This is a genomic window from Paenibacillus sp. MAH-35 (assembly GCF_058135425.1).
In genome coordinates this window covers 117,301-137,292 of record NZ_JBYUPU010000006.1, presented here as the reverse complement: position 1 = coordinate 137,292, position 19,992 = coordinate 117,301, and the positions used below count along the sequence as shown (strand labels likewise).

At 53.3% G+C, this 19,992-nt stretch carries 19 protein-coding genes and 1 other annotated feature; of the genes, 1 reads left to right on the top strand and 18 read right to left on the bottom strand.

The features are described from left to right. Positions 1 to 5 precede the first annotated feature (5 nt). Together AC3Y2E_RS08575 and lspA are read right to left on the bottom strand one after the other, a co-directional pair. Positions 6 to 1,004 carry an RluA family pseudouridine synthase gene (locus AC3Y2E_RS08575; protein ID WP_332073017.1) on the bottom strand — a complete coding sequence of 333 codons (999 nt, stop codon included), beginning with the start codon at positions 1,002 to 1,004 and terminating at the stop codon, positions 6 to 8. Then, positions 985 to 1,500 (bottom strand): signal peptidase II, encoded by a 516-nt coding sequence (gene lspA / locus AC3Y2E_RS08570; RefSeq protein WP_190926195.1) that lies wholly within the window; start codon positions 1,498 to 1,500, stop codon positions 985 to 987. Before lspA ends, AC3Y2E_RS08575 begins: the two co-directional genes overlap by 20 nt. Before the next feature lie 199 nt (positions 1,501 to 1,699). Here lspA and AC3Y2E_RS08565 point away from each other — a divergent pair, with 199 nt between their 5' ends. Then, a complete protein-coding gene (locus AC3Y2E_RS08565) occupies positions 1,700 to 2,443 on the top strand; it encodes a TraR/DksA C4-type zinc finger protein (RefSeq protein WP_379209143.1) in 744 nt (247 codons plus the stop codon). 44 nt (positions 2,444 to 2,487) lie between these two features. Here AC3Y2E_RS08565 and AC3Y2E_RS08560 read toward each other — a convergent pair whose 3' ends face one another. From AC3Y2E_RS08560 to murA, 16 genes are all read right to left on the bottom strand, one after another. Beyond that, positions 2,488 to 2,772, bottom strand: coding sequence for a DUF5665 domain-containing protein (locus tag AC3Y2E_RS08560; protein ID WP_379209454.1), 285 nt, complete (start codon positions 2,770 to 2,772; stop codon positions 2,488 to 2,490). 106 nt (positions 2,773 to 2,878) lie between these two features. Further along, positions 2,879 to 5,638 (bottom strand): isoleucine--tRNA ligase, encoded by a 2,760-nt coding sequence (ileS, locus tag AC3Y2E_RS08555; RefSeq protein WP_379209141.1) that lies wholly within the window; start codon positions 5,636 to 5,638, stop codon positions 2,879 to 2,881. 50 nt (positions 5,639 to 5,688) lie between these two features. Next, positions 5,689 to 5,949: a binding site (T-box leader), on the bottom strand. A 103-nt stretch (positions 5,950 to 6,052) separates the two neighbouring features. Continuing rightward, the gene (locus tag AC3Y2E_RS08550; RefSeq protein ID WP_332073020.1) at positions 6,053 to 6,529 is read right to left on the bottom strand and encodes a DivIVA domain-containing protein; all 477 of its coding nucleotides are present in this window, start codon (positions 6,527 to 6,529) and stop codon (positions 6,053 to 6,055) included. A 90-nt stretch (positions 6,530 to 6,619) separates the two neighbouring features. Then, the gene (locus tag AC3Y2E_RS08545; RefSeq protein WP_379209138.1) at positions 6,620 to 7,402 is read right to left on the bottom strand and encodes a YlmH family RNA-binding protein; all 783 of its coding nucleotides are present in this window, start codon (positions 7,400 to 7,402) and stop codon (positions 6,620 to 6,622) included. A gap of 11 nt (positions 7,403 to 7,413) precedes the next feature. Further along, the gene (locus AC3Y2E_RS08540) at positions 7,414 to 7,707 is read right to left on the bottom strand and encodes a YggT family protein (protein ID WP_379209136.1); all 294 of its coding nucleotides are present in this window, start codon (positions 7,705 to 7,707) and stop codon (positions 7,414 to 7,416) included. A gap of 24 nt (positions 7,708 to 7,731) precedes the next feature. Beyond that, positions 7,732 to 8,166, bottom strand: coding sequence for a cell division protein SepF (locus AC3Y2E_RS08535; protein ID WP_190926184.1), 435 nt, complete (start codon positions 8,164 to 8,166; stop codon positions 7,732 to 7,734). Positions 8,167 to 8,249: 83 nt separating this feature from the next. Continuing rightward, complete coding sequence (locus tag AC3Y2E_RS08530; RefSeq protein ID WP_379209133.1) at positions 8,250 to 8,936, bottom strand: YggS family pyridoxal phosphate-dependent enzyme; 687 nt, start codon at positions 8,934 to 8,936, stop codon at positions 8,250 to 8,252. 18 nt (positions 8,937 to 8,954) lie between these two features. Next, positions 8,955 to 9,824 (bottom strand): peptidoglycan editing factor PgeF, encoded by an 870-nt coding sequence (pgeF, locus tag AC3Y2E_RS08525; RefSeq protein ID WP_379209131.1) that lies wholly within the window; start codon positions 9,822 to 9,824, stop codon positions 8,955 to 8,957. 114 nt (positions 9,825 to 9,938) lie between these two features. Beyond that, positions 9,939 to 10,235, bottom strand: a complete 297-nt coding sequence (locus AC3Y2E_RS08520; protein WP_190926180.1) for a YlmC/YmxH family sporulation protein — start codon at positions 10,233 to 10,235, stop codon at positions 9,939 to 9,941. An 816-nt stretch (positions 10,236 to 11,051) separates the two neighbouring features. Then, complete coding sequence (gene sigG / locus AC3Y2E_RS08515) at positions 11,052 to 11,834, bottom strand: RNA polymerase sporulation sigma factor SigG (RefSeq protein WP_190926178.1); 783 nt, start codon at positions 11,832 to 11,834, stop codon at positions 11,052 to 11,054. 206 nt (positions 11,835 to 12,040) lie between these two features. Continuing rightward, a complete protein-coding gene (gene sigE / locus AC3Y2E_RS08510; protein ID WP_190926176.1) occupies positions 12,041 to 12,763 on the bottom strand; it encodes an RNA polymerase sporulation sigma factor SigE in 723 nt (240 codons plus the stop codon). Between the two features lie 257 nt (positions 12,764 to 13,020). After that, complete coding sequence (spoIIGA, locus tag AC3Y2E_RS08505; RefSeq protein ID WP_190926174.1) at positions 13,021 to 13,944, bottom strand: sigma-E processing peptidase SpoIIGA; 924 nt, start codon at positions 13,942 to 13,944, stop codon at positions 13,021 to 13,023. A 1,022-nt stretch (positions 13,945 to 14,966) separates the two neighbouring features. Then, complete coding sequence (gene ftsZ, locus AC3Y2E_RS08500; RefSeq protein WP_190926172.1) at positions 14,967 to 16,100, bottom strand: cell division protein FtsZ; 1,134 nt, start codon at positions 16,098 to 16,100, stop codon at positions 14,967 to 14,969. Positions 16,101 to 16,148: 48 nt separating this feature from the next. Further along, complete coding sequence (gene ftsA, locus AC3Y2E_RS08495; protein ID WP_190926169.1) at positions 16,149 to 17,399, bottom strand: cell division protein FtsA; 1,251 nt, start codon at positions 17,397 to 17,399, stop codon at positions 16,149 to 16,151. A gap of 330 nt (positions 17,400 to 17,729) precedes the next feature. Further along, positions 17,730 to 18,572: a cell division protein FtsQ/DivIB gene (locus tag AC3Y2E_RS08490; protein WP_379209126.1), complete on the bottom strand. Its 843-nt coding sequence runs from the start codon at positions 18,570 to 18,572 to the stop codon at positions 17,730 to 17,732. A 96-nt stretch (positions 18,573 to 18,668) separates the two neighbouring features. Beyond that, positions 18,669 to 19,946 (bottom strand): UDP-N-acetylglucosamine 1-carboxyvinyltransferase, encoded by a 1,278-nt coding sequence (gene murA / locus AC3Y2E_RS08485; protein ID WP_379209123.1) that lies wholly within the window; start codon positions 19,944 to 19,946, stop codon positions 18,669 to 18,671. Between the last annotated feature and the right edge of the window lie 46 nt (positions 19,947 to 19,992).

Below are 19,992 nucleotides of genomic sequence, written 5' to 3'. Positions count from 1 at the left end.
CGGAATTATAACGTTTTGAGAACGTCCAACAAATGGGTCATATCGTCGGGAAGGCCGACCTCGAACTCGAGATGCTCCCCCGTCGTCGGATGAACGAATCCGAGCACACCCGCATGAAGAGCTTGCCCGTCGATCGGGTTTCCTTTGTTGCGCCCGTACATCGGATCGCCTACGAGCGGGTGGCCGATATACTTCATATGAACGCGAATCTGGTGCGTCCGTCCGGTTTCCAGCTTCAGCTGCATCAGCGTGTAATCGGCGATCCGGTCAAGCACGATAAAATGAGTGACCGCATGCTTGCTGTTTTTGTCCGTGACGGTATACATCTTGCGGTCTTCCGAGGATCGGCCGATCGGGGCTTCGATCGTTCCCTGATCGTGGGTCACGTTGCCGTGCACGACGGCGATATATTTTCTCGTAACGCTGTGTTCTTTCAATTGGGCGGCCAGCGAGAGATGCGCCTTGTCATTTTTGGCGGCCATGATCAGACCGGAAGTGTCCTTATCGATCCGGTGTACGATACCGGGGCGCAGCATGCCGTTAATTCCCGACAGATCGGTGCAGTGGTGCAGGAGCGCATTGACGAGCGTTCCCGAGTAGTGTCCGGGTGCCGGATGGACGACCATGCCGCGAGGTTTGTTCACTACGATGACATCGGAATCTTCATAGATGATGTCGAGCGGAATCGGTTCGGGAACGATGCTAACCTCGACCGGATCGGGAACGATCAACTGGACGTTATCCCCCTCGGCGAGCTTGTAGTTCGGCTTTACCGCTTTGCCGTTTACGACGACATCCCCATTTTTGATCCACAGCTGGATTTGCGAACGCGAGATATCCTCGCCGCACGATTCGGTCACATATTTGTCGATCCGCTCGCCGGAGTCCTTCGCTTCGACGATCCATTCCTGCAGACCCTCGGTATCCGGATCTTCCGAATTTGTTTCGAACGGCAGGACTTGCTGCGCTGACGAATCGTGTTCCTTAAACTTGTCCTTGTTCATGAGTAAGACCTCTTCTTTCTTTACGCCATTCCAGAATAGAATCGAGGAAAATAAGCGCTACCCCGATTACGATTGCAGAATCGGCCCCGTTGAATATGGCAAATTGATAGTCGACGTCCCAGCCGAACAGCGAAAACCGGAAAGTGAAATGCATAAAGTCCACAACTTCTCCGAACAACAGCCGGTCTATAAAATTGCCGAGCGCTCCGCCAAGCAGTAATCCCAGCGCGACTTTCAACAGTTTCTTGTCGCCGTTTTTGCGAAGCTTCTGCAAATACCAGATCAGCCCGATCAGGATAACCGTTGTAACGACAATAAAAAACCAGCGCTGCTCTTGCAAAATGCCGAACGCCGCTCCCCGGTTCCGATGCGAAGTCAGCTGAAAAAACTCGCCGATCACCGGGATCGAGTCTCCTTCTTTCATATTCACCACAACTAGCCGCTTCGTAACTTGGTCGATCACAAATACGATAAGCGCATAAATATAATAAATCAACGTGCAGTCCTCCCTGCGACTTTAGGTTCCGATACCTCGCATTGTAGCATAGCGGCCGCATGCGCGTCCAATGAAGCGAACCGCCGTTATCCGGCTCTCGCAATCATAAATTATGGTTGTTTTATTTCCGCACCGATGGCTAACGATATACGTATCGCTCCGATTCAGACATTGCCTTACGGAAGGAGAACGACAACCGGTGAACCGACTAACAAGCGAACAACGAGAGACGCTGCGCGACGTACTCATACGGGAAAAATACGAGCTGGAGCAACGCCTGAAGCAAAACGACCATTTTGGCGCCGCCGATCCGCTTGCGGCGACAACCGGCGAGCTGTCCGCCTATGACAATCATCCCGCCGATCTCGGATCGGAGCTATTCGAGCGCGGGAAAGACATTGCGCTGAACGAGCACGAGGAACACCATCTCGCCGACATTAACGATGCGCTGGAGAGGATGAGCGAAGGCGCCTACGGGGTTTGTGCGGTATGCGGGAAATCCATATCGTATGAACGGCTGGAAGCGATGCCGACTACGGAGTATTGCATCGACCATGTTCCTGACCGCGATATATCTCAGCGCCGTCCTGTAGAGGAGCGTCTGCTCGAACCGCCTTTTGGCCGTACGAGCCTGGACGAGCTGCCCGGACAAAACGGATTTGACGGAGAAGATGCATGGCAGATCGTCGAAAGCTGGGGCAATTCGGACTCTCCCGCCATGGCCGAGGATCGCGAGGTTTGGAACTACGATCAGCTGTATACGGAATCCGATGAGAATGACGGCTTCGTCGAATCTTTCGAAAGCTTTATCGCCACAGATCTGTACGGCGAGCAAGTATCGGTTATCCGCAATCGGCAGTATCGGGACTATATGGACAACCGGGAGGGCGATCCGCTGCTGGAGCCCGATCCGTACAACGATCTGGATTCTGGACTCCATTAGCCGATCTGGCGTTCTACTGCCCACTGTCCCGTCCCTCCCCCATTTTAATAAGCGCGCCCTTCCAGCTGTATCTGTACGATCTTGACGATATCGGCGATAAAATCGCCGATGATCGGAAGGTTTAACGCTCCGAGTATGCGAAGGAAGTAGACGATCAGCGCTGCGAACACGGTAAAACCGATGGCGATTCCGACGCCGCGGGCGATTCCGGTGTACAAATTGATGAAGATGAGCCGTCTCGGGCGATTCAGCAGCGCCACGTAGTCCGCGATTTGAACTTTTTCCATCTGATCGGCGATTTTCTTCAATCTTTCATTCACACTGTCCAGCGTAGTTTCATCCGGCTTCTTCTCTGTCAAGCAAGGTCCCCCTTTTGGAAATAGACTCGAATAACGTTCATGGAGAACCGGCGGGCCGGCTCTCCATGACGGGTCATTACATCGATTTTACGATCGGCGCGCAGCGGCCGCACAGCGACGGATGCTCTTTATCCGTACCCACCTCGGGACTGACTACCCAGCAGCGTTCGCATTTTTCACCGGATGCTACTTCAACCGCTACGGCAAGTCCTTTCAGCTTCATCGCCGTTTCCGGCACCGGTGCTCCCGTCTCCTCCACGCTTACCGCCGATACGATAAACAGCTGATCCAGACCGGTCAGACGTCCGAGCAGCTTCGCGGTCTCCGCATCCGGATACAGGCGGATATGCGCTCCGAGCGAATTGCCGATCACTTTGTCCTTCCTTGCGACTTCCAGCGCCTTCAGCACCTCGTCGCGAACTTCCATAAACTGTTCCCATTTGTTCTCCAGCTCCGCGTCATATACGGACGTCTGCACGTCCGGCATATCGGCAAGCTGGACGCTGACCGCCGCCGTCTCCGGGGTATATCTCCACACTTCGTCGGCCGTATGCGGCAGTATGGGCGCAATCAGTTTAGTTATTGCCGTAAGCGCCTCGTATAATACGGTTTGGCACGCTTTGCGGGCTGCGTCGTCCTGGCTGCTTACGTACAGCCGGTCTTTGACGATATCCAGATAGAAGGCGCTCATCTCGACCGAGCAGAAATGGTGTACCGCCTGATACACGACATGGAACTCATAGTTTTCGTAAGCTTTCAGCACCCGATCCGTCATCCGGTTCAAGCGGATCACCGCAAATCGGTCAAGCTCGTTCATCTCCGCATACGATACGCGATCACTCGCAGGCTGGTAATCGGACAAGTTGCCCAGCAGGAAGCGGAGCGTATTGCGGATTTTGCGGTACCCCTCGGAGATTTGCGTTAAAATGTTGTCCGAAATCCGGTGGTCCGCCTGATAGTCAACCGAAGCGACCCACAGCCGCAAAATATCGGCGCCCAGCTTGCCGCATACTTGACTCGGGTCAATCGTATTTCCGATCGACTTGGACATTTTGCGGCCTTCTCCGTCCAGCGTGAATCCGTGACTCAAAATCCCTTTGTAAGGCGATTGACCGCGGACCGCCACACCTGTAATCAGAGACGAGTTGAACCATCCCCGGTACTGGTCGGAGCCTTCCAGATACAGATCGGCCGGCCATTGCAGCTCCGGACGCGTTCCCAGCACAGCAGCGTGACTGGAGCCGGAATCGAACCAGACGTCCATAATATCGGTTTCCTTACGGAACTCGCCGTGTCCGCATTCCGGACAACGGGTTCCTTCCGGCAGCAGTTCGTGGGCATCCAAAGCGAACCAGGCATTCGAGCCTTCCCGTTCGATGATGCCCGCCACCTTCTCGATCGTTGCATCGTTCACGAGCGGATGGTTGCAGCTTCTGCAATAAACGATCGGAATCGGCACGCCCCATACCCGCTGACGCGATATACACCAGTCTCCGCGCTCGGCGATCATGTTGTGCAGGCGAACTTCGCCCCACTCCGGCGTCCAGTCGACCCGCTTGATCTCCTCCAGCATCTCCCCGCGGAACTTATCGATCGAAGCGAACCATTGCTCGGTCGCCCGGTAGATGACCGGTTTTTTGGTCCGCCAGTCGTGGGCGTACTGGTGCTTGATGAAATCCAGCTTAAGCAGATGGCCGGACTGTTCCAGTTTCTCGGTGATCAGCTTGTTCGCTTTATCGTAAAATACGCCTTCGAAGCCGGGAGCCTCCCAAGTCATCTTGCCTTGATCGTCGACCGGGCACAATACGCCGAGATTGTATTTCTGCCCGACCGTAAAGTCGTCTTCCCCGTGCCCCGGCGCCGTATGAACGCATCCCGTACCCGCTTCCAGCGTGACATGCTCGCCGAGAATGACAACCGACTCCCGGTCGTAGAACGGATGACGGCACGTTACATACTCCAGCTCCGCACCTTTAAACGTCGCCTTCGTCGTGACTTGGCTCCAGCCGATTTCTTTGGAGACCGCCTCCAGCAGCCCTTCCGCCAAAACGAGTAATTTACCGTCCGTTTCCACAAGTACATAATCGAATTCCGGATGCAGGCTGATGCCGAGGTTGGCGGGCAGCGTCCATGGCGTAGTCGTCCAGATTACGATCGACGATCCTTCAGGAAGCTTGCCTTTGCCATCCTTCACATCAAAGGCAACATAGATCGAGGCGGACGTCTTCTCGCGGTATTCGATCTCCGCTTCCGCCAAGGCGCTCTCCGAAGACGGCGACCAGTACACTGGCTTCAGTCCTTTGTAAATATACCCTTTCTTGACCATATCGCCGAAAACCCGGATTTGCTGGGCCTCGTACTCCGGCTTCAGCGTAATGTAAGGGTCGTTCCAGTCTCCGCGGATGCCGAGCCGTTTAAATTGCCCTTTCTGCTTCTCGACCCAATTCAGTGCATACTGCTTGCAATAGTCGCGGAATTCGAGCACGCTCATCTTTTTGCGATCGACCTTGCCGCTATTGGCAATCGCCTGCTCGATCGGCAATCCGTGCGTATCCCAGCCTGGAACGTACGGCGCGTCGAACCCCCGCATCGATTTGTACCGGACGATGAAGTCCTTCAATACTTTGTTCAAGGCATGGCCGATATGGATGTCCCCGTTCGCATACGGAGGCCCGTCATGCAAAATAAACTTGGGACTTCCTTGCCGGTGCTCGCGCACCTTCGCGTAAATGTCGATCTCTTCCCACCACTTTTGCATATTCGGCTCGGCCTGGGGCAAATTGCCTCTCATCGGAAACTCGGTCTGCAGCAAATTTAACGTTTTGCCGTAATCCATCTTTCGTACACTCCTTTTATCGTCTGAACAAACATAAAACCTCTCGTCCACAAAGGGACGAGAGGTTATTCTCGCGGTACCACCCTCATAAGCATACGGATTCGGCCGTAATGAATACGGCATATCTCTCGGACATGCTCACTCGACGATCTGTAACGGGATCTCCCGTTCTCTTTAGTAACCGCTCATTCGCCGGCGTTCGAGAGACGCTCCCGGGGGATATTCGACTCGGCTGGATACCGGGCTTGCACCTTCCCCGGCTCGCTTGACTCCATCTCTCCGAATGTACTTGTCCCGGTCATCGCTTTGGGCTCCTTCAAAAAAACAACCGCTGCATAGCGGTCTGTCGTCCATCATTATACCCGAGTCGGCAAACGGGAGTCAACTGAAGCCCATCCGGACAGGTACGCTGATTTATTTGCGGTCATCGCCCGAATCCAGCGAATCCCACTGGTCATTGCCAAGCAGCTCGAGTTGCGCTTCGACAAGCGTTCTGAACCGGGTCCGGTAAATCGACGCCTGCTTCTTCAGCTCTTCAATCTCGAGGGCGACTTTGCGCGACTTCGTTAACGATTCGTTGATGATCCGGTCCGCGTTTTTCTCCGCTTCCTTCAAGATCAGCTGGGCTTCCTTCTTGGAGTTGCTCCGGACTTCGTCCGCCGCCTCCTGGGCGACGATAATCGTCTTGCTGAGCGTCTCCTCGATATTGGAGAAATGATCGAGCCGCTCCTGAAGCGCCGCTACCTGGCTTTGTAGTTCCTTATTTTCACGTATATACAATTCATAATCTTTAATAATCTGATCAAGAAACTCGTTGACCTGGTCCTCGTCATATCCGCGAAGACGTTTGGCGAACTCCTTGTTATGTATGTCCAATGGCGTTAAAGGCATTGGCGCACCTCCTGTAAATGATGACGGCGGAAAACGCTGTCTTATCCCGTTATAAAATTTCGACGGGAACAGCGGAAATCCTGCAATCTCTTACACGAATTTGCCAATTTTCAGCCGAATTCTGCCCTTTTTCGTTTCGCCTTCTACCGTTACGAGCCTAAATCTGCCGAATCCCTGGAAGGAGACGACATCGCCTTCCTTTAAGGCTTTGGAAGGGTCCGCTTCCGGTTTCCAGTTTACCTTGCAGCGTCCGGCCTTGATCGGTTCCATCACCTTGGCGCGGCTCAGACGGTAGACGTCGCTAACGATTCCGTCCAGACGAAGCGAAGCGACGGTCAAATTCATTTCCTCCAGCGTTTGCGCTGCGACTTGAATACGATCCAGCGGGAGCGTCTCCGTGGAGACGAATACCCGGTTCACGTATTGCAAATTCGAATTCACGAAATCGATAATTTCGTCAGCCACCAGGCAATGGCAGCTGTTGTCTCCGACATGAATATCGCCGATCTTGTCGCGTTTAATGCCTAAGCCGAGCAGCGAGCCGAGAAAATCGCTATGCTGAAGCCGGGAAAACTTGGCGTCCCCGGACGTGATGGACAACAATCCGACACCGGCCTCACCCGGTTCGCTGCGGCGATAGTCCGGTCCGATCAAGGCCCGCTTGCGTTCGGCCCCCTCGTAACCTCCGTCAAAGACGACCGAGACGCCGCCATTCCGATTCGCTAACGACTCGATGATGAACGACTGCCTCGGATCCAAGAAATCGGTACGCTTCACGATGTGCTGTTCGGCTGCACGCTGAATCCAATCCTGCGCTTTGTCCACGAAGCGGTATTCATCGGGGTGAAAATGCGCGCGTACTTCCGAGGACATCTCGAGTCACCTCAACTGAACATGTTAAGTAAATAACCAACGACGGCCTGCAATCCCGCAATGACAAACCGAAGCGCAATCAGGGCTACGATCGGAGAGATGTCGATCATTCCGCCGATGGGCGGTATGAACCGGCGAAATGGCGTCAAATAAGGCTCAACGAGCTTCCCCAATATTTCACCGATAAAGCTGTCGCGGGCGTTGGGCAGCCAGGAAAGCAAAATGTACGCGATAATCAAATACGTATACACCGTTCCCAGCTGTCCAATATACCCTATAATGGATTCGATCGTTCCCGGGCTCAATACTTTCACCTCAATCTACAAATTTCACTCTTGATCATGCAGCATTTCCGAAATAGCGCCTTGAATTTCAACCGAATCCGGAGTGCACAAAAATATATTCGGACCGATCTTCGAAATTCCCCCATTCAAAGCGTATACGGTGCCGCTCAAAAAATCGACGATGCGGATCGCCTGATCCGTCCGGACCCGCTGCAAATTGACGACAACAGGCCGGCGCGAACGCAACTGATCGGCGATCTCCTGCGTCTCCTCGTAGGAGCGCGGCTCGGTCAGCACGACCCGGACGTTGCGCTGGGAATGGATGCTGACGATATTTCCCTTATTACTTTTACGCATGTCGGAAGGAACGGTTTCAGCATCTTCCATCTCGTCGTTTACCCGGTTCTGGTCGCGATCCACGACAACTTCCTCTTCATCCTGCAAGCCGACGAAATTCAAAAATCGATTCATAACTCCCATTACGATTGTCCTCCTTTATGAACGATTTCATTCGTACGATTCGTACGGAGCCGTCCTCGTTATGGCATTGGCGGCAGCGGAGCTTATCCTTCCTTTCCGACCAAAACCGTTCCCAGCCGAATCCAGGTCGCCCCTTCCTCAATCGCCACCTCGAAATCGTTGGACATCCCCATCGACAAGTGCGGCACCGGGTACCCGAGCGTTCCTTGCGAATTGAGCCGGTCCCGCAGCTCGCGCAGTCCCCGGAACACCGGCCTGGTCTCTTCCGCTTCGGCCTCGAACGGCGCCATCGTCATCAGACCGATCACACGGATATTCGGGTAGCCGGACAACTGCTCGGCGAACGGGATCAGCTGCTCCGGCGCCAAGCCGTACTTCGACTGTTCGCCGGATACGTTCACCTGCAAAAAGCAGTCGGCGACCGTTCCGAGCTTCGCGGCATGCTTGTCCACCTCTTTGGCCAGAGACAGCCGGTCGAGTGAATGTATGGCAGCGAACTTTCCGATCACGTCTTTTACTTTATTCGTCTGCAGATGACCGATGAAATGCCACGTCGCCTCGGAGCCGATGGCTTCCCACTTCGCCTGGGCGTCCTGCCAGCGGTTCTCGCCGAGGTGCTTCAGTCCGCACTGGACCGCTTCCCGCGTTGTGTCGATCGATACATACTTCGTAACAGCAATTACATTAACGTCCTTGCGGTCGCGCCCGCTTCGTTCACACGACTGCGTGATGCGCGCATCCACTTGGCGAATTCGTTCCAGCATGCCCAACTTGTCCAATCCTTTCCGTTACCGCTGACTCGCGCTTCTTAGTCCGATCCAAGATGCCATACGACCCGTCGCCCCGTTCTCCTTCCGGTGGGAGAAGAACAGATCCGTGCGGCAGCCGGTACACATCCCACATATTTCGATATGCGTCGGCAATATTCCTGCTTTTATCATAATTTGTCTGTTCATTTCTTGCAAGCTCAGCATCCACTTCCCGTTCTCCGCTCCGGGACGGTATACGTCTGAATGTACACCGGGCTCTGCGCTGATCTCGTCCAGACAGGAATCGATCCTCGCTATAACCGCATCGTCCACTTCATAACAGCACATGCCGATGGATGGTCCGATTGCGGTCATCACGTCGGACGGATCGGTGCCGTATGCTTCGGACATCGTCCGGATCGTCTCGCTTGCAATGCGCAGCACCGTGCCTTTCCATCCGGCATGCGCGAGGCCGACTGCCTGTCGCACCGTATCGAAAAAATAGAGCGGAACGCAGTCGGCATAAAAGGAAGTGAGCCATATTCCCGGCTCGTTGGTAACGATCGCATCGGTATGCGCAAACGCATCTTCGCGGGATTCGCGGCCCTTCCCCCTGTCGGCCAGCGTCACGACGGCCACCTGCCGGTCATGCACCTGTTCTCCGCAGGTCCAGGCTTCAAACGGCCAGCCTAACGTCTCGCCAAGCCGTCTCCGGTTCTCGATCACGTCAATCGGCTCGTCCTGGATATGCAGAGCGCAGTTCAGCGTTCCGTAAGGCGCGCCGCTTACGCCTCCGATCCGGGTCGTCATCCCCGCGCTAATGCCGGGATGTTCCCGCTCCCATCGTTCTATCGTAACGTACGCCGGTTCTCCCGGTTTACGGGTCAATTGAAAAGGTTCCAATGGCAACGCTTGTCCTCTCCTCTCGGCATCCAGTATATCATATCCGGACGACGCCGTCCGGCAGAGCCGACAAGCCAGCCGGCACCGCCGGGAAGGCGTGCTTCCGCGTTCCCGTCCGTTCTAAGACCGGTACGACCGCTGGTCGTCCTGGAACTCGTTATCGCCTTCGACCCGGTAGGCTCGGGCATCATCCAGTTTGACGAGCACGACGTCCATCCCGATTTTTACTATGTTCCGCCACGGTATGACCACATCCGTCCCCCCGCCGAGGAAACCAAAAAACTTGCTCTGATTCGGCACGACGATGGACTCGATCCGGCCCTGCCGCAAATCGAGCTCGAGATCGCTAATTTGACCGAGCTTTTTGCCGTCGACGATATTGATGACGTCTTTCGATTGGAAGTCCGATATTTTCAAGTCCAATCACCACGAATCGCAGAGGATGGGAGCTGCCGGTCGCCGAACCTGTCAAATTCTCCGCACGATGCGGTTACACGCAAGATCAGGATCGACACGACTGGGCTCTATACCAGTATATGTGACATACGGGCAAAATGTCCTGCTCCTCCGTGCTGACAAGCTGAAAAAGTGAGGTAATTATGCCAATGCCTGTCTACTAGCGAGAGCGAAGGAACGGTCTCTGACCGGAAAACCAGCCGTGTAAAGCGGTAGTTCGTGCGTAAATCACAAAATAAAAGTTTCTGGCGAGACTGTCGATTCATTGTGGACAACCAAGTGGAAAGGGAAAAGATTACCTTCTGGCGACGTCTGGAATGCCCTACCTTACAATCCTTATTCAATCTAGGGATTCCGGACAACCTGTTTGAGCAGAAGAAGGTAACTTTTCACTTAGAACGGCCTGCTAACACTTCTACACAATGAATCGACAGTCTATCTGGCACCCTTTATTTTCGGCATATTGGGGGGACAGAGACAAATAGAGGCGGTTTGTACCCCCTATTTCCGCCCGCCGAAGGGGTCTGCACCCGTTTCGCGGATATTAGAAGCTTCAAACCGCTCTTATTCCGTGTCCAAGCGGGCTTTCGGTCAAAATAAGGGGTGCAAACCACTCTTACTCGGTTCCCCCTCATCCATGTTTAAAGTTAAAAAAACCTCCAGCCCCGTACTGTGGTCAATACCAATGGGCTTGGAGGTTTGAGATTGTATGCTATTGCTTGAACAGGGAAACCGCGTAAAGTCCGTTCTTTCGGTACGAACTAGTTTCGGATCGGATCAGGTTTTAACGTGCTTCTGCATTTGTGAAATTGCCGACTTTTCAAGCCGGGACACTTGCGCCTGAGAGATGCCGATTTCGTCGGCCACTTCCATTTGGGTTTTTCCTTCGAAAAAACGCATCGACAAGATCATTTTCTCACGATCGTTCAGTTTGCGCATCGCTTCCCGTAGGGCGATTCCTTCGATCCACGACACGTCTTTGTTCCGTTCGTCGCTTATCTGGTCCATCACATAGATCGGGTCTCCGCCGTCATGATAAATCGGCTCGAATAAAGAAACGGGATCCTGAATCGCATCAAGGGCGAACACGACGTCTTCCTTCGGAACATTTAACGCTTCGGATATTTCGTATACCGTCGGCTCCCGCGAATTGGAATTAGTCAGCTGGTCCCGTACCTGCAGCGCTTTGTAGGCGATATCGCGAAGCGAGCGGGATACGCGGATCGGATTGTTGTCCCGCAGGTAACGCCGGATCTCCCCGATAATCATCGGTACGGCGTATGTGGAGAACTTGACGTTTTGACTCAAATCGAAATTATCGATCGCCTTCATAAGACCTATGCAGCCGACTTGAAACAAGTCGTCGACGAATTCCCCACGGTTATTGAAGCGCTGAATAACGCTTAAGACCAATCGTAGATTGCCGTTAACCAATTTCTCTCTTGCTGCTCGTTCGTTTCTCGTCTGAAGCTGTACGAACAATTCCCGCATTTCCGCGTTGGACAGAACAGGCAGTTTTGAAGTATCAACACCACAGATCTCGACTTTGTTTCGGGTCAACGTGAATACCTCCCAAGGAGAAACATTACTGTTAATTATCTCCCTGGAAGTTTTTTTTATGCGCCTCCGAATGCGAACTGACGTTCCTGAAAAGGGTGGTGGAAATCGCTTACAGCTTACTCTCTCTAAAGCAAAAAGCCCCCTTATCACCTCAAGAAAAATCGGTGGAAGCCAAACAAAAAAGAGAAGCCTGTTCGCGCTTCTCCTCATACCATCTTATTAAACTCCTTGCGCAGCCGCTTGATGATCCGTTTCTCCAGCCGGGAGATGTAGGATTGGGAGATGCCCAGCATATCGGCTACATCCTTCTGTGTTTTCTCTTCCCCGTCTTGCAGGCCGAAGCGCAGCTCCATAATGATTCGTTCCCGCTCGGTCAGCTTCTCGAGCGCTTTATGCAGCAGCTTCCGGTCCACCTGCTCCTCGATATTGCGGTAAATCGTATCATTCTCCGTCCCCAACACGTCGGAGAGCAGCAGCTCGTTGCCGTCCCAATCGATGTTCAGCGGCTCGTCAAACGAAACCTCCGTCCGGACTTTGCTGTTCCGGCGCAAATACATCAAAATCTCATTTTCGATACAACGGGAAGCGTAAGTAGCCAGCTTGATTTTTTTCTCCGGATCAAACGTGTTCACGGCTTTAATCAGCCCGATCGCGCCGATCGATACGAGATCCTCGATATTGATCCCGGTGTTCTCGAACTTCCTCGCTATGTACACGACCAAGCGCAAATTACGCTCGATGAGCATCGCCCGGATCGCCGCATCTCCGGATGGCAGCTTCCCCAGCAAATACTCCTCTTCTTCTCTCGTCAGCGGTGGCGGCAGCGCTTCGCTGCCTCCTATGTAATAAATCTCGTCGCTCTTCAGACCGAGGAGGAACAGAAGTCGGTAATAGAGCACTTGCATGATCAGTTTCCACTTTAGCAGCATGGGATACCTCCTGAAGGCTTTTCAGTGAAAAGCTTAATTGTAAGTTAAGGGCTTTTCTACGAAAAGCCAGCTTCGTAAGCATCTGCTTGGGCTTTTTATAAAAAAGCCAGCTTCGTAAGCATCTTCCGGGCTTTTTATAGAAAAGCCAGCTTCGTAAGCATCCGCTTGGGCTTTTCTATGAAAAGCCGGCTTACTCGCAATCGTTTCGGGGGTGCGCCTTATTTTAAAACCAGCCTCCCTCTACGTACACGTAAACGTTACGCTTCCATTTGCACCAATGTAGGGTGAATGATTGCCTGATACGATCCGTCGGCGCACAGCTTCCCGCCATCAAGGCCGACAAGCACCCGCTCGTTTACGATTTCCGTTTCGTTATGGACAATCACCACCTTGTCGGGCTTCAAAGCTAGCATAAACTGCGTTCCACGGTTCACCCCCCGGTACGGAATAAGGCGGAGCCGATCCTGCCAGACGAACGAATCGGACCCGATCCCCGCAACAAGCTGGTCCACCTCCGACTGACGAATACGGGCCATCCACGACTCGGGCAGCATATCGCTCCACTGAGTCGCTTCAATAACCATAACCGGCGTGCGCGTCAACGGGTCGTACAGCTGGTTGCCCGTATCGATCAATCCGGTGCATACCGATTCGTAGTCGTCGATGCGGATTTTGACTTTCGCCAAATATTGCGTCATCTCCCGCCTGCGCTTGGCGCCGAAAAATACTGCCCGGAACAGCCACAACAACGGAATAAACGTAAGAGCCACGAACAAAAAACCGATATTGACCCGGTGGGCAAGCCCGCCCGAGCGGGTGACAAGAATGCCGTTCATCACTTCCCCCGGCGACTGAAGGAAATAATAAATGCCGAACATCCCACCCGCTACAGCGAAACTAACCACATAAAAAGCGCCCATATTCCGCAAAAACGTCTGCAGTCCGCCGAAACCGAAAGCGATTACGATCATGGCCGACGAAAATAAGCATTTCAAAACGATCGTAAACATAAAAGATAAGGAGGGCACCATCATCATCACAACGTACGAGGCGCCAAACGCGCTCGATGCCGCAATTCTCCACCAGCTCGGCCGTATATGACGAATCCGGGCCGCTGCGAGCAGAATCGCACCATCGATGAGGAAATTGACAAGGAAGATCAGATCCAAATAAACGACCATCGGTCCCCCCCTGCCTGCTGCAAAGACGACGAAACACCGCATCGAAGCGCCGGAAGCCTGTACGCTCCGGGCAGCTGCGGCTGTTTCCAGTTGAATCTGCCATTCTTGAAATCAGTATATAGTAAGCATATTTCAAAGTCTGTCTAAACTTGTCATGGCGAAGCGTCTTTTTTTGGCGAAATTTTTTGAGCAGGTTTTCTCCCTTTTATCGCATAAACAAAATAAATAACACTATAAAACAATATAATCAAACGACCACTCGCGCAAGAAAACGAATTTCCTGCACAGCGGCAAGGAAAGAATGGCGGAATATGGTGTTTTTTACCGAGGGTATGGGGATAAGCAGCGAGATTTCAGAAATCATCGGGAACTGTTCTGCAACTTAACAGGATTACTCATCCCGGCACACATACTCCCAAGGTGGTAACGACACTTGGTAACGACACTCGTTTTCATATTCGAGGTCCGCGCAGCTTGAAATATAGCTGCACGAACAAGATAGGAGTCTTTGGCGAGGCTGTCGATTCATTGTGGACAACCAAGTGGAAAGGGAAAAGATTACCTTCTGGCGAGTTTTGTCTGGAATCCCCTACCTTACACTCCTTATTCAATCAAGGGATTCCGGACAACCTGTCTGAGCAGAAGAAGGTAACTTTTCACTTGGAACGGCCTTTCTAACACTTCTACACAATGAATCGACAGCCTCTTTGGCACCTCCTATTTTCGATCTTTTCGACAAACTAGAACGGATAGAGGCGGTTTGCCCCCCTATTTCAGCCAACTGGTGGAATCTGCGCCTTTTTCGAGGATATTAGGCAGCAGAAAGTCCAAACGGCCACCCAACCGCGATGAACGTACTTGCGATACTTGCTTACCCGACAAGGAAGGAGCTCCTTCTCCCCTTTACCGTAGTGAGGAACTTTAACATCCTGGATAGTCAACACAAAAAAACCCGACCATATAGGCCGGGCCGGGTATTTACGGGAATCGTATGCAAATGAGGTGCTCTGGCTCTGCTGCGATTAACGGCCGGAAGGATTGTTCTTCCCGCGGTTGCGCAAAAAGGTTGGAATGTCGAGCTGGTCGCCCGCAGGCTGGCCGCTTCCAAACGGACGAAGGCCGCCTTGCGATTTGTCAGCCGGCTGTTCCGCACTTCCACCAAGACCTGGGCGCCGCTGCGGCTGCTGTGGAATCTGCGCCGGCTTATGCTCGAACCCGGTGGCAATAACGGTTACCATAATCTCGTCCGTCAGCTTTTCGTCGATGCTTGCACCGAAAATCATGTTGACCTCAGGGTCGGATGCCGAGGCGACAATATCCGCCGCTTCGTTTACTTCATACAAGCTCAAGTTCACTCCGCCGGTAATGTTCATCAGAACGCCGTGCGCACCGTCGATCGATGTTTCAAGAAGCGGGCTCATAATAGCCTTTTTTGCCGCTTCGGCAGCGCGATTTTCTCCGGTAGCGACGCCGATTCCCATCAGCGCAGAGCCGCGTTCGGTCATAATCGTTTTGACATCAGCAAAGTCGAGGTTGATCATACCGGGAACAGCGATCAAATCCGAGATCCCTTTGACCCCTTGACGAAGGACGTTGTCCGCTTCGCGGAACGCTTCCAGCATCGGTGTCTTTTTATCGATAATTTCGAGCAGCCGGTCATTTGGAATGACAATCAGCGTATCTACCTTTTCCTTCAAAGCATTAATGCCTTGCTCGGCTTGTGCGGAACGTTTGCGTCCTTCGAACGTAAACGGACGCGTAACAACGCCTACGGTCAGTGCTCCGCATTCTTTGGCAATCTCAGCAATAACCGGAGCGGCACCAGTACCGGTTCCTCCGCCCATGCCAGCAGTTACGAACACCATATCTGCGCCGCGAAGCGCATTTACAAGAACCTCACGGGATTCCTCAGCCGCTTTTTTGCCTACATCCGGATTGGCGCCTGCACCAAGACCGCGAGTCAGCTTCTCGCCAAGCTGCACCTTCGTATCGGACTTCGCCGTCTGCAAAGCTTGAGCATCCGTATTGGCCGTTATAAATTCTACGCCCTTCAGGCCGAATTCGATCATCCGGTTTACTGCATTGCTCCCGCCGCCGCCTACGCCGATTACCTTGATCTGCGCAAGCGATTCGTTACCCAAATCGATTTCAAACATACAAGTGTTATCCTCCCTCAATTGCTTGTGTTCGTTTGCCGCGAGAGTTTAAATAAATTCGCTCAAATAATTTTTAATCCGTTCGAACAGCCCGGGCTTCCCTTCTTTGGCAGATGACGATTTTTTGCTCACGGCCGGAAGCTTCTTGACGGTTGCCGTGCTCGGACGCTGGCGCGCGAACTTGGAAACGTAATGAATGATGCCGACTCCGCTCATGTAAGCCGGATCGCGAACCCCGATAAAATCGGGCACCGCCATGCGGACCGAGTTCTCGAGCTCCATCTGTGCGATCTCCAGCACACCCGGCATCGACACGGCACCGCCGGTCAGTACGTAACCTCCCGGCGCTTCCCCATAACCGAGACGATGAGCCTCGGCACGAATCAACTGAAAAATCTCTTGAACCCGGGGTTCGATAATATGGGCCAGATCAACCTGGGAATATTCTTTGTCCACGTTGCTGCCCATCCGGTTCACCTTGAAAATTTGGTCCGCTGCCGCGTCGTCGATGATGGCGCAGCCGAACTTGAGCTTAATCTTCTCGGCAATGTCGAGTTGTGTCCGAAGTCCGATCGAGATATCGTTTGTAATATATTCTCCGCCGATCGGCAAGGTGGACGTGGCGATAAGGCTGCCTTCCTCGTACACCGCTATCGTCGTAGCACCTGCGCCGATGTCGACCAGCAGCGTCCCTACCGTCTTCTCGTCCTTGGACAAGCAGAGCTGACCCGAAGCCAGAGACATGAGGACGATGCCGGAAACGCGCAGTCCCGATTTCTCTACGCAGCGAAGCAAATTATGTATGGATGTCTTCGTGCCGGTTATAATCGTCGCTTCGACTTCGAGCCGGACGCCTATCATCCCTCTGGGGTCTTGAATTCCCTCCAAACCGTCAACTACGTACTGATTCGGCACAACGCCAATAATTTCCCGCTCCGGAGGAAGCGCGATAACCTTTGCGGCTTGCAGCACCCGCTCGATATCTTCCTCGCCAATCTCCCGGTCTTCGTTCGACACGGCTACTACCCCGTGACTCGACTGTAAAGCGATATGATTACCGGCTATGCCGACATACACTTCCGAAATTTGAATCCCTACCATACGCTCTGCATGATCAATTGCGCTCCGTATCGAATGGACGGTCTGATCGATGTCCACGATAGCACCCTTACGAATACCCTCCGAGTCGGCAGATCCAACTCCGATTATATTAATGGCGCCGTTGTTCATTTCGCCGATAATCGCTCGCACTTTGGACGTACCGATGTCCAAACTCACAATGATGTCATTGCTGCTCAACCCGTGGCACCTCCCAGCAATTCAGATAAATGTCGGTGTCGCAAAAAACACCTTTGTACATATTCCACACGGTTTATAGTTTCCCTCTTTTTTCAACAATTTTTTATGAGGATTCGGGCGTATCAATTATTTCCAATTTAAGAGTGAAAAATCGAGTGGCTGGTAGATCCCATAACTACAATTCTACCATTTTTTAATAGGAAAGAGTAGTTCTTTTTTAGATGCAATCAAGCCGCCGGAACGCCATCCAGATACAGGTAAATATGTAACGTACGCTTACCCAAACGGAAAAGAGGAGGCGACTGTTCGCCCCCTGACATAGTATTCGGTTCAGTTTCCTTTTTTCTGGGGATCTTTGGTATCGTTTTTTGTCGTATTTGACGCGGAACCGCTTTTCTTGTCCGCCTCTTTGGCGGGGTCCTGCGGCTGGGTGTAGTACATGTCGAACGGAATATGGGTATTGGCTTCCAAAAGTTCGAACACGCCGGAAGATACGTCCTTCTCCGCCACCTGCTCGATCATCTCGTCGAGGTATTGGATTTTGTCCGGCAAGTAGGTGATCGTCGTATAAACTTCGAACTGGGAGCGGGTGTACATTTTAATTTTATCTTCGTAGGTTTTGGTAGGGGAAGGCTTGATTTCGGATATTTCGGCGAGCGTCTTGTCCGATAAACGCCGGAGCGTCTCCGTCAGCTTCGCCTTCCACGGGTCGCTGTCGCTCCAACCGGACAAGATCGGCTTGTCCACCACGACACCGGGGTCGTTCACGGGGATGGCCAGGCCGTTGGACAGCAGCATGTCTTTACCGCCCGACGAATTGATCTGGAAAGCGACGCGAGGATATTCCTCGACGGCCACTCGCACCAGCCCCGGAAACTTTTTGCTCACGGCCACGTTCTCGACGGCCTGCAGCTGGCGCACGCGAGCTTCGACGCTAGCCGAACGGAACGGAAAAAAGTTGTCTCCGACCGATATGCCGAGCAATTGTCCGATTTCTTCGGTCGTCAGGGCCGAATTGCCGGTAATCTCGATCTGGGCGATCTTGCTGAGAGACGAACGGAAAAACAGCACGGCCAACAGCGAGATAAACAGCAGCACCAAAAAAACGATCAGCTTCCGGCTGCTGCGGGGCCTCCGCTTCTCTTCCCGCAGTACGGGCATTCTTTCCTGCAAATCGAAAACCTCCGATCGTAACGCGCAAAAACGTTAAAACGCCGTTCATCCCCTTCCTGTAGGAGAAGGGGAGCTTCTGGCGATGCCGCAAACGGCTTATGGAACTTTCAATTGACGTACAGGACTGAAACGTTCGATCTTCGCTCCGAGCCTGCTGAACATGATCTCGATCTGGTCGTATCCGCGGTCGATATGATGAATCTGCTCGACGATGGTCGTGCCCGCAGCCGCCAGGCCGGCAATCACGAGCGCGGCTCCGGCGCGCAAGTCGGTCGCTTCGACCGTCGCTCCGTACAATCGCGGTACCCCGCGAATAAAGGCGCTGTTCAGATCGACCCGCACATCGGCGCCCATGCGGGAAAGCTCGTCGACGTGCTTGAAGCGGCCTTCGAACACCGTCTCCTTAACAACGCTGATTCCGTCGGCAAGCGCCAGGAGCACCATCAGTTGCGCCTGAAGATCAGTAGGGAACGACGGGTGAGGCGAAGTTACGATTCGTTCGACGGCTCGCGGTCTGGAAGAATTGCTTACGTGTATTATATCATCGCTAGCGACGATTTGAACACCCGCGCGCTTGAGGACGTGAATGACCGAAGTCAGGTGAGCCGGACACACGTTCTCCAAAGTGACGCTGCCCCGCGTTGCCGCAGCTGCGACCATCAGCGTGCCCGTTACGATCCGGTCCGGAATGACCCGGTAAGCCCGGGGCGTAAGCCGCTCCACTCCTTCGATCGTTATCGTGTCCGTGCCGGCACCGATCATTTTGGCGCCCATGGCGTTCAAAAAGTTTTGCAGATCTTGGATCTCCGGCTCGCGCGCCGCATTGGAAATCGTCGTAACGCCTTCCGCCAAAGCCGCAGCCATCATGATGTTTTCCGTCGCCCCGACGCTTGGGAAATCGAGCGTAATATCGGTTCCTCTAAGCCGGTCTACGCTGCACTTGATCGTATTTCCCGACTCTTCGATTTTCGCTCCAAGCGCCTGCAGGCCCTTCAGATGCAAGTCGATCTTGCGTTCCCCGATGGCGCAGCCTCCCGGCTGATACACTTGCACATGGCCGAACCTGCTGAGCAGCGGCCCCATCAAAAAGATCGATGACCGCATCTGGCGCATTAATTCCTCGGGAATATGCGACGAATGGGCCGAAGACGTTTCCAGCGAAACGACATCGTCCTTCAGCTCCGTCTTGCAGCCGAGTGCGCGCAAAATGTCCAGCATGACATGAATATCAAGCAGATCCGGCACGTTTCCGATCCGGTGAACGCCTTCCGCCATCGTACATGCCGCGAGGATCGGCAGCGCAGCGTTTTTGGCGCCGTGAATCCGGACATTGCCGGACAAGGGCTTCCCGCCTTCGATAACCAGCTTCTCCAATGTTATACCCTCCCGAAAGCCTGCCTTGCAAGCCGGGAACCGGAAT

Coding starts and splice junctions, on each gene's coding strand:
- spoIIGA (WP_190926174.1), bottom strand. CDS start 13,944: ATGGTCGTTTATTTGGATCTGATCTTCCTTGTCAATTTCCTCATCGAT.
- ileS (WP_379209141.1), bottom strand. CDS start 5,638: ATGGATTACGGCAAAACGTTAAATTTGCTGCAGACCGAGTTTCCGATG.
- AC3Y2E_RS08545 (WP_379209138.1), bottom strand. CDS start 7,402: ATGTCCTCGGAAGTACGCGCGCATTTTCACCCCGATGAATACCGCTTC.
- sigE (WP_190926176.1), bottom strand. CDS start 12,763: ATGCTGCTAAAGTGGAAACTGATCATGCAAGTGCTCTATTACCGACTT.
- AC3Y2E_RS08535 (WP_190926184.1), bottom strand. CDS start 8,166: ATGGGAGTTATGAATCGATTTTTGAATTTCGTCGGCTTGCAGGATGAA.
- AC3Y2E_RS08550 (WP_332073020.1), bottom strand. CDS start 6,529: ATGCCTTTAACGCCATTGGACATACATAACAAGGAGTTCGCCAAACGT.
- ftsZ (WP_190926172.1), bottom strand. CDS start 16,100: ATGTTTGAAATCGATTTGGGTAACGAATCGCTTGCGCAGATCAAGGTA.
- AC3Y2E_RS08575 (WP_332073017.1), bottom strand. CDS start 1,004: ATGAACAAGGACAAGTTTAAGGAACACGATTCGTCAGCGCAGCAAGTC.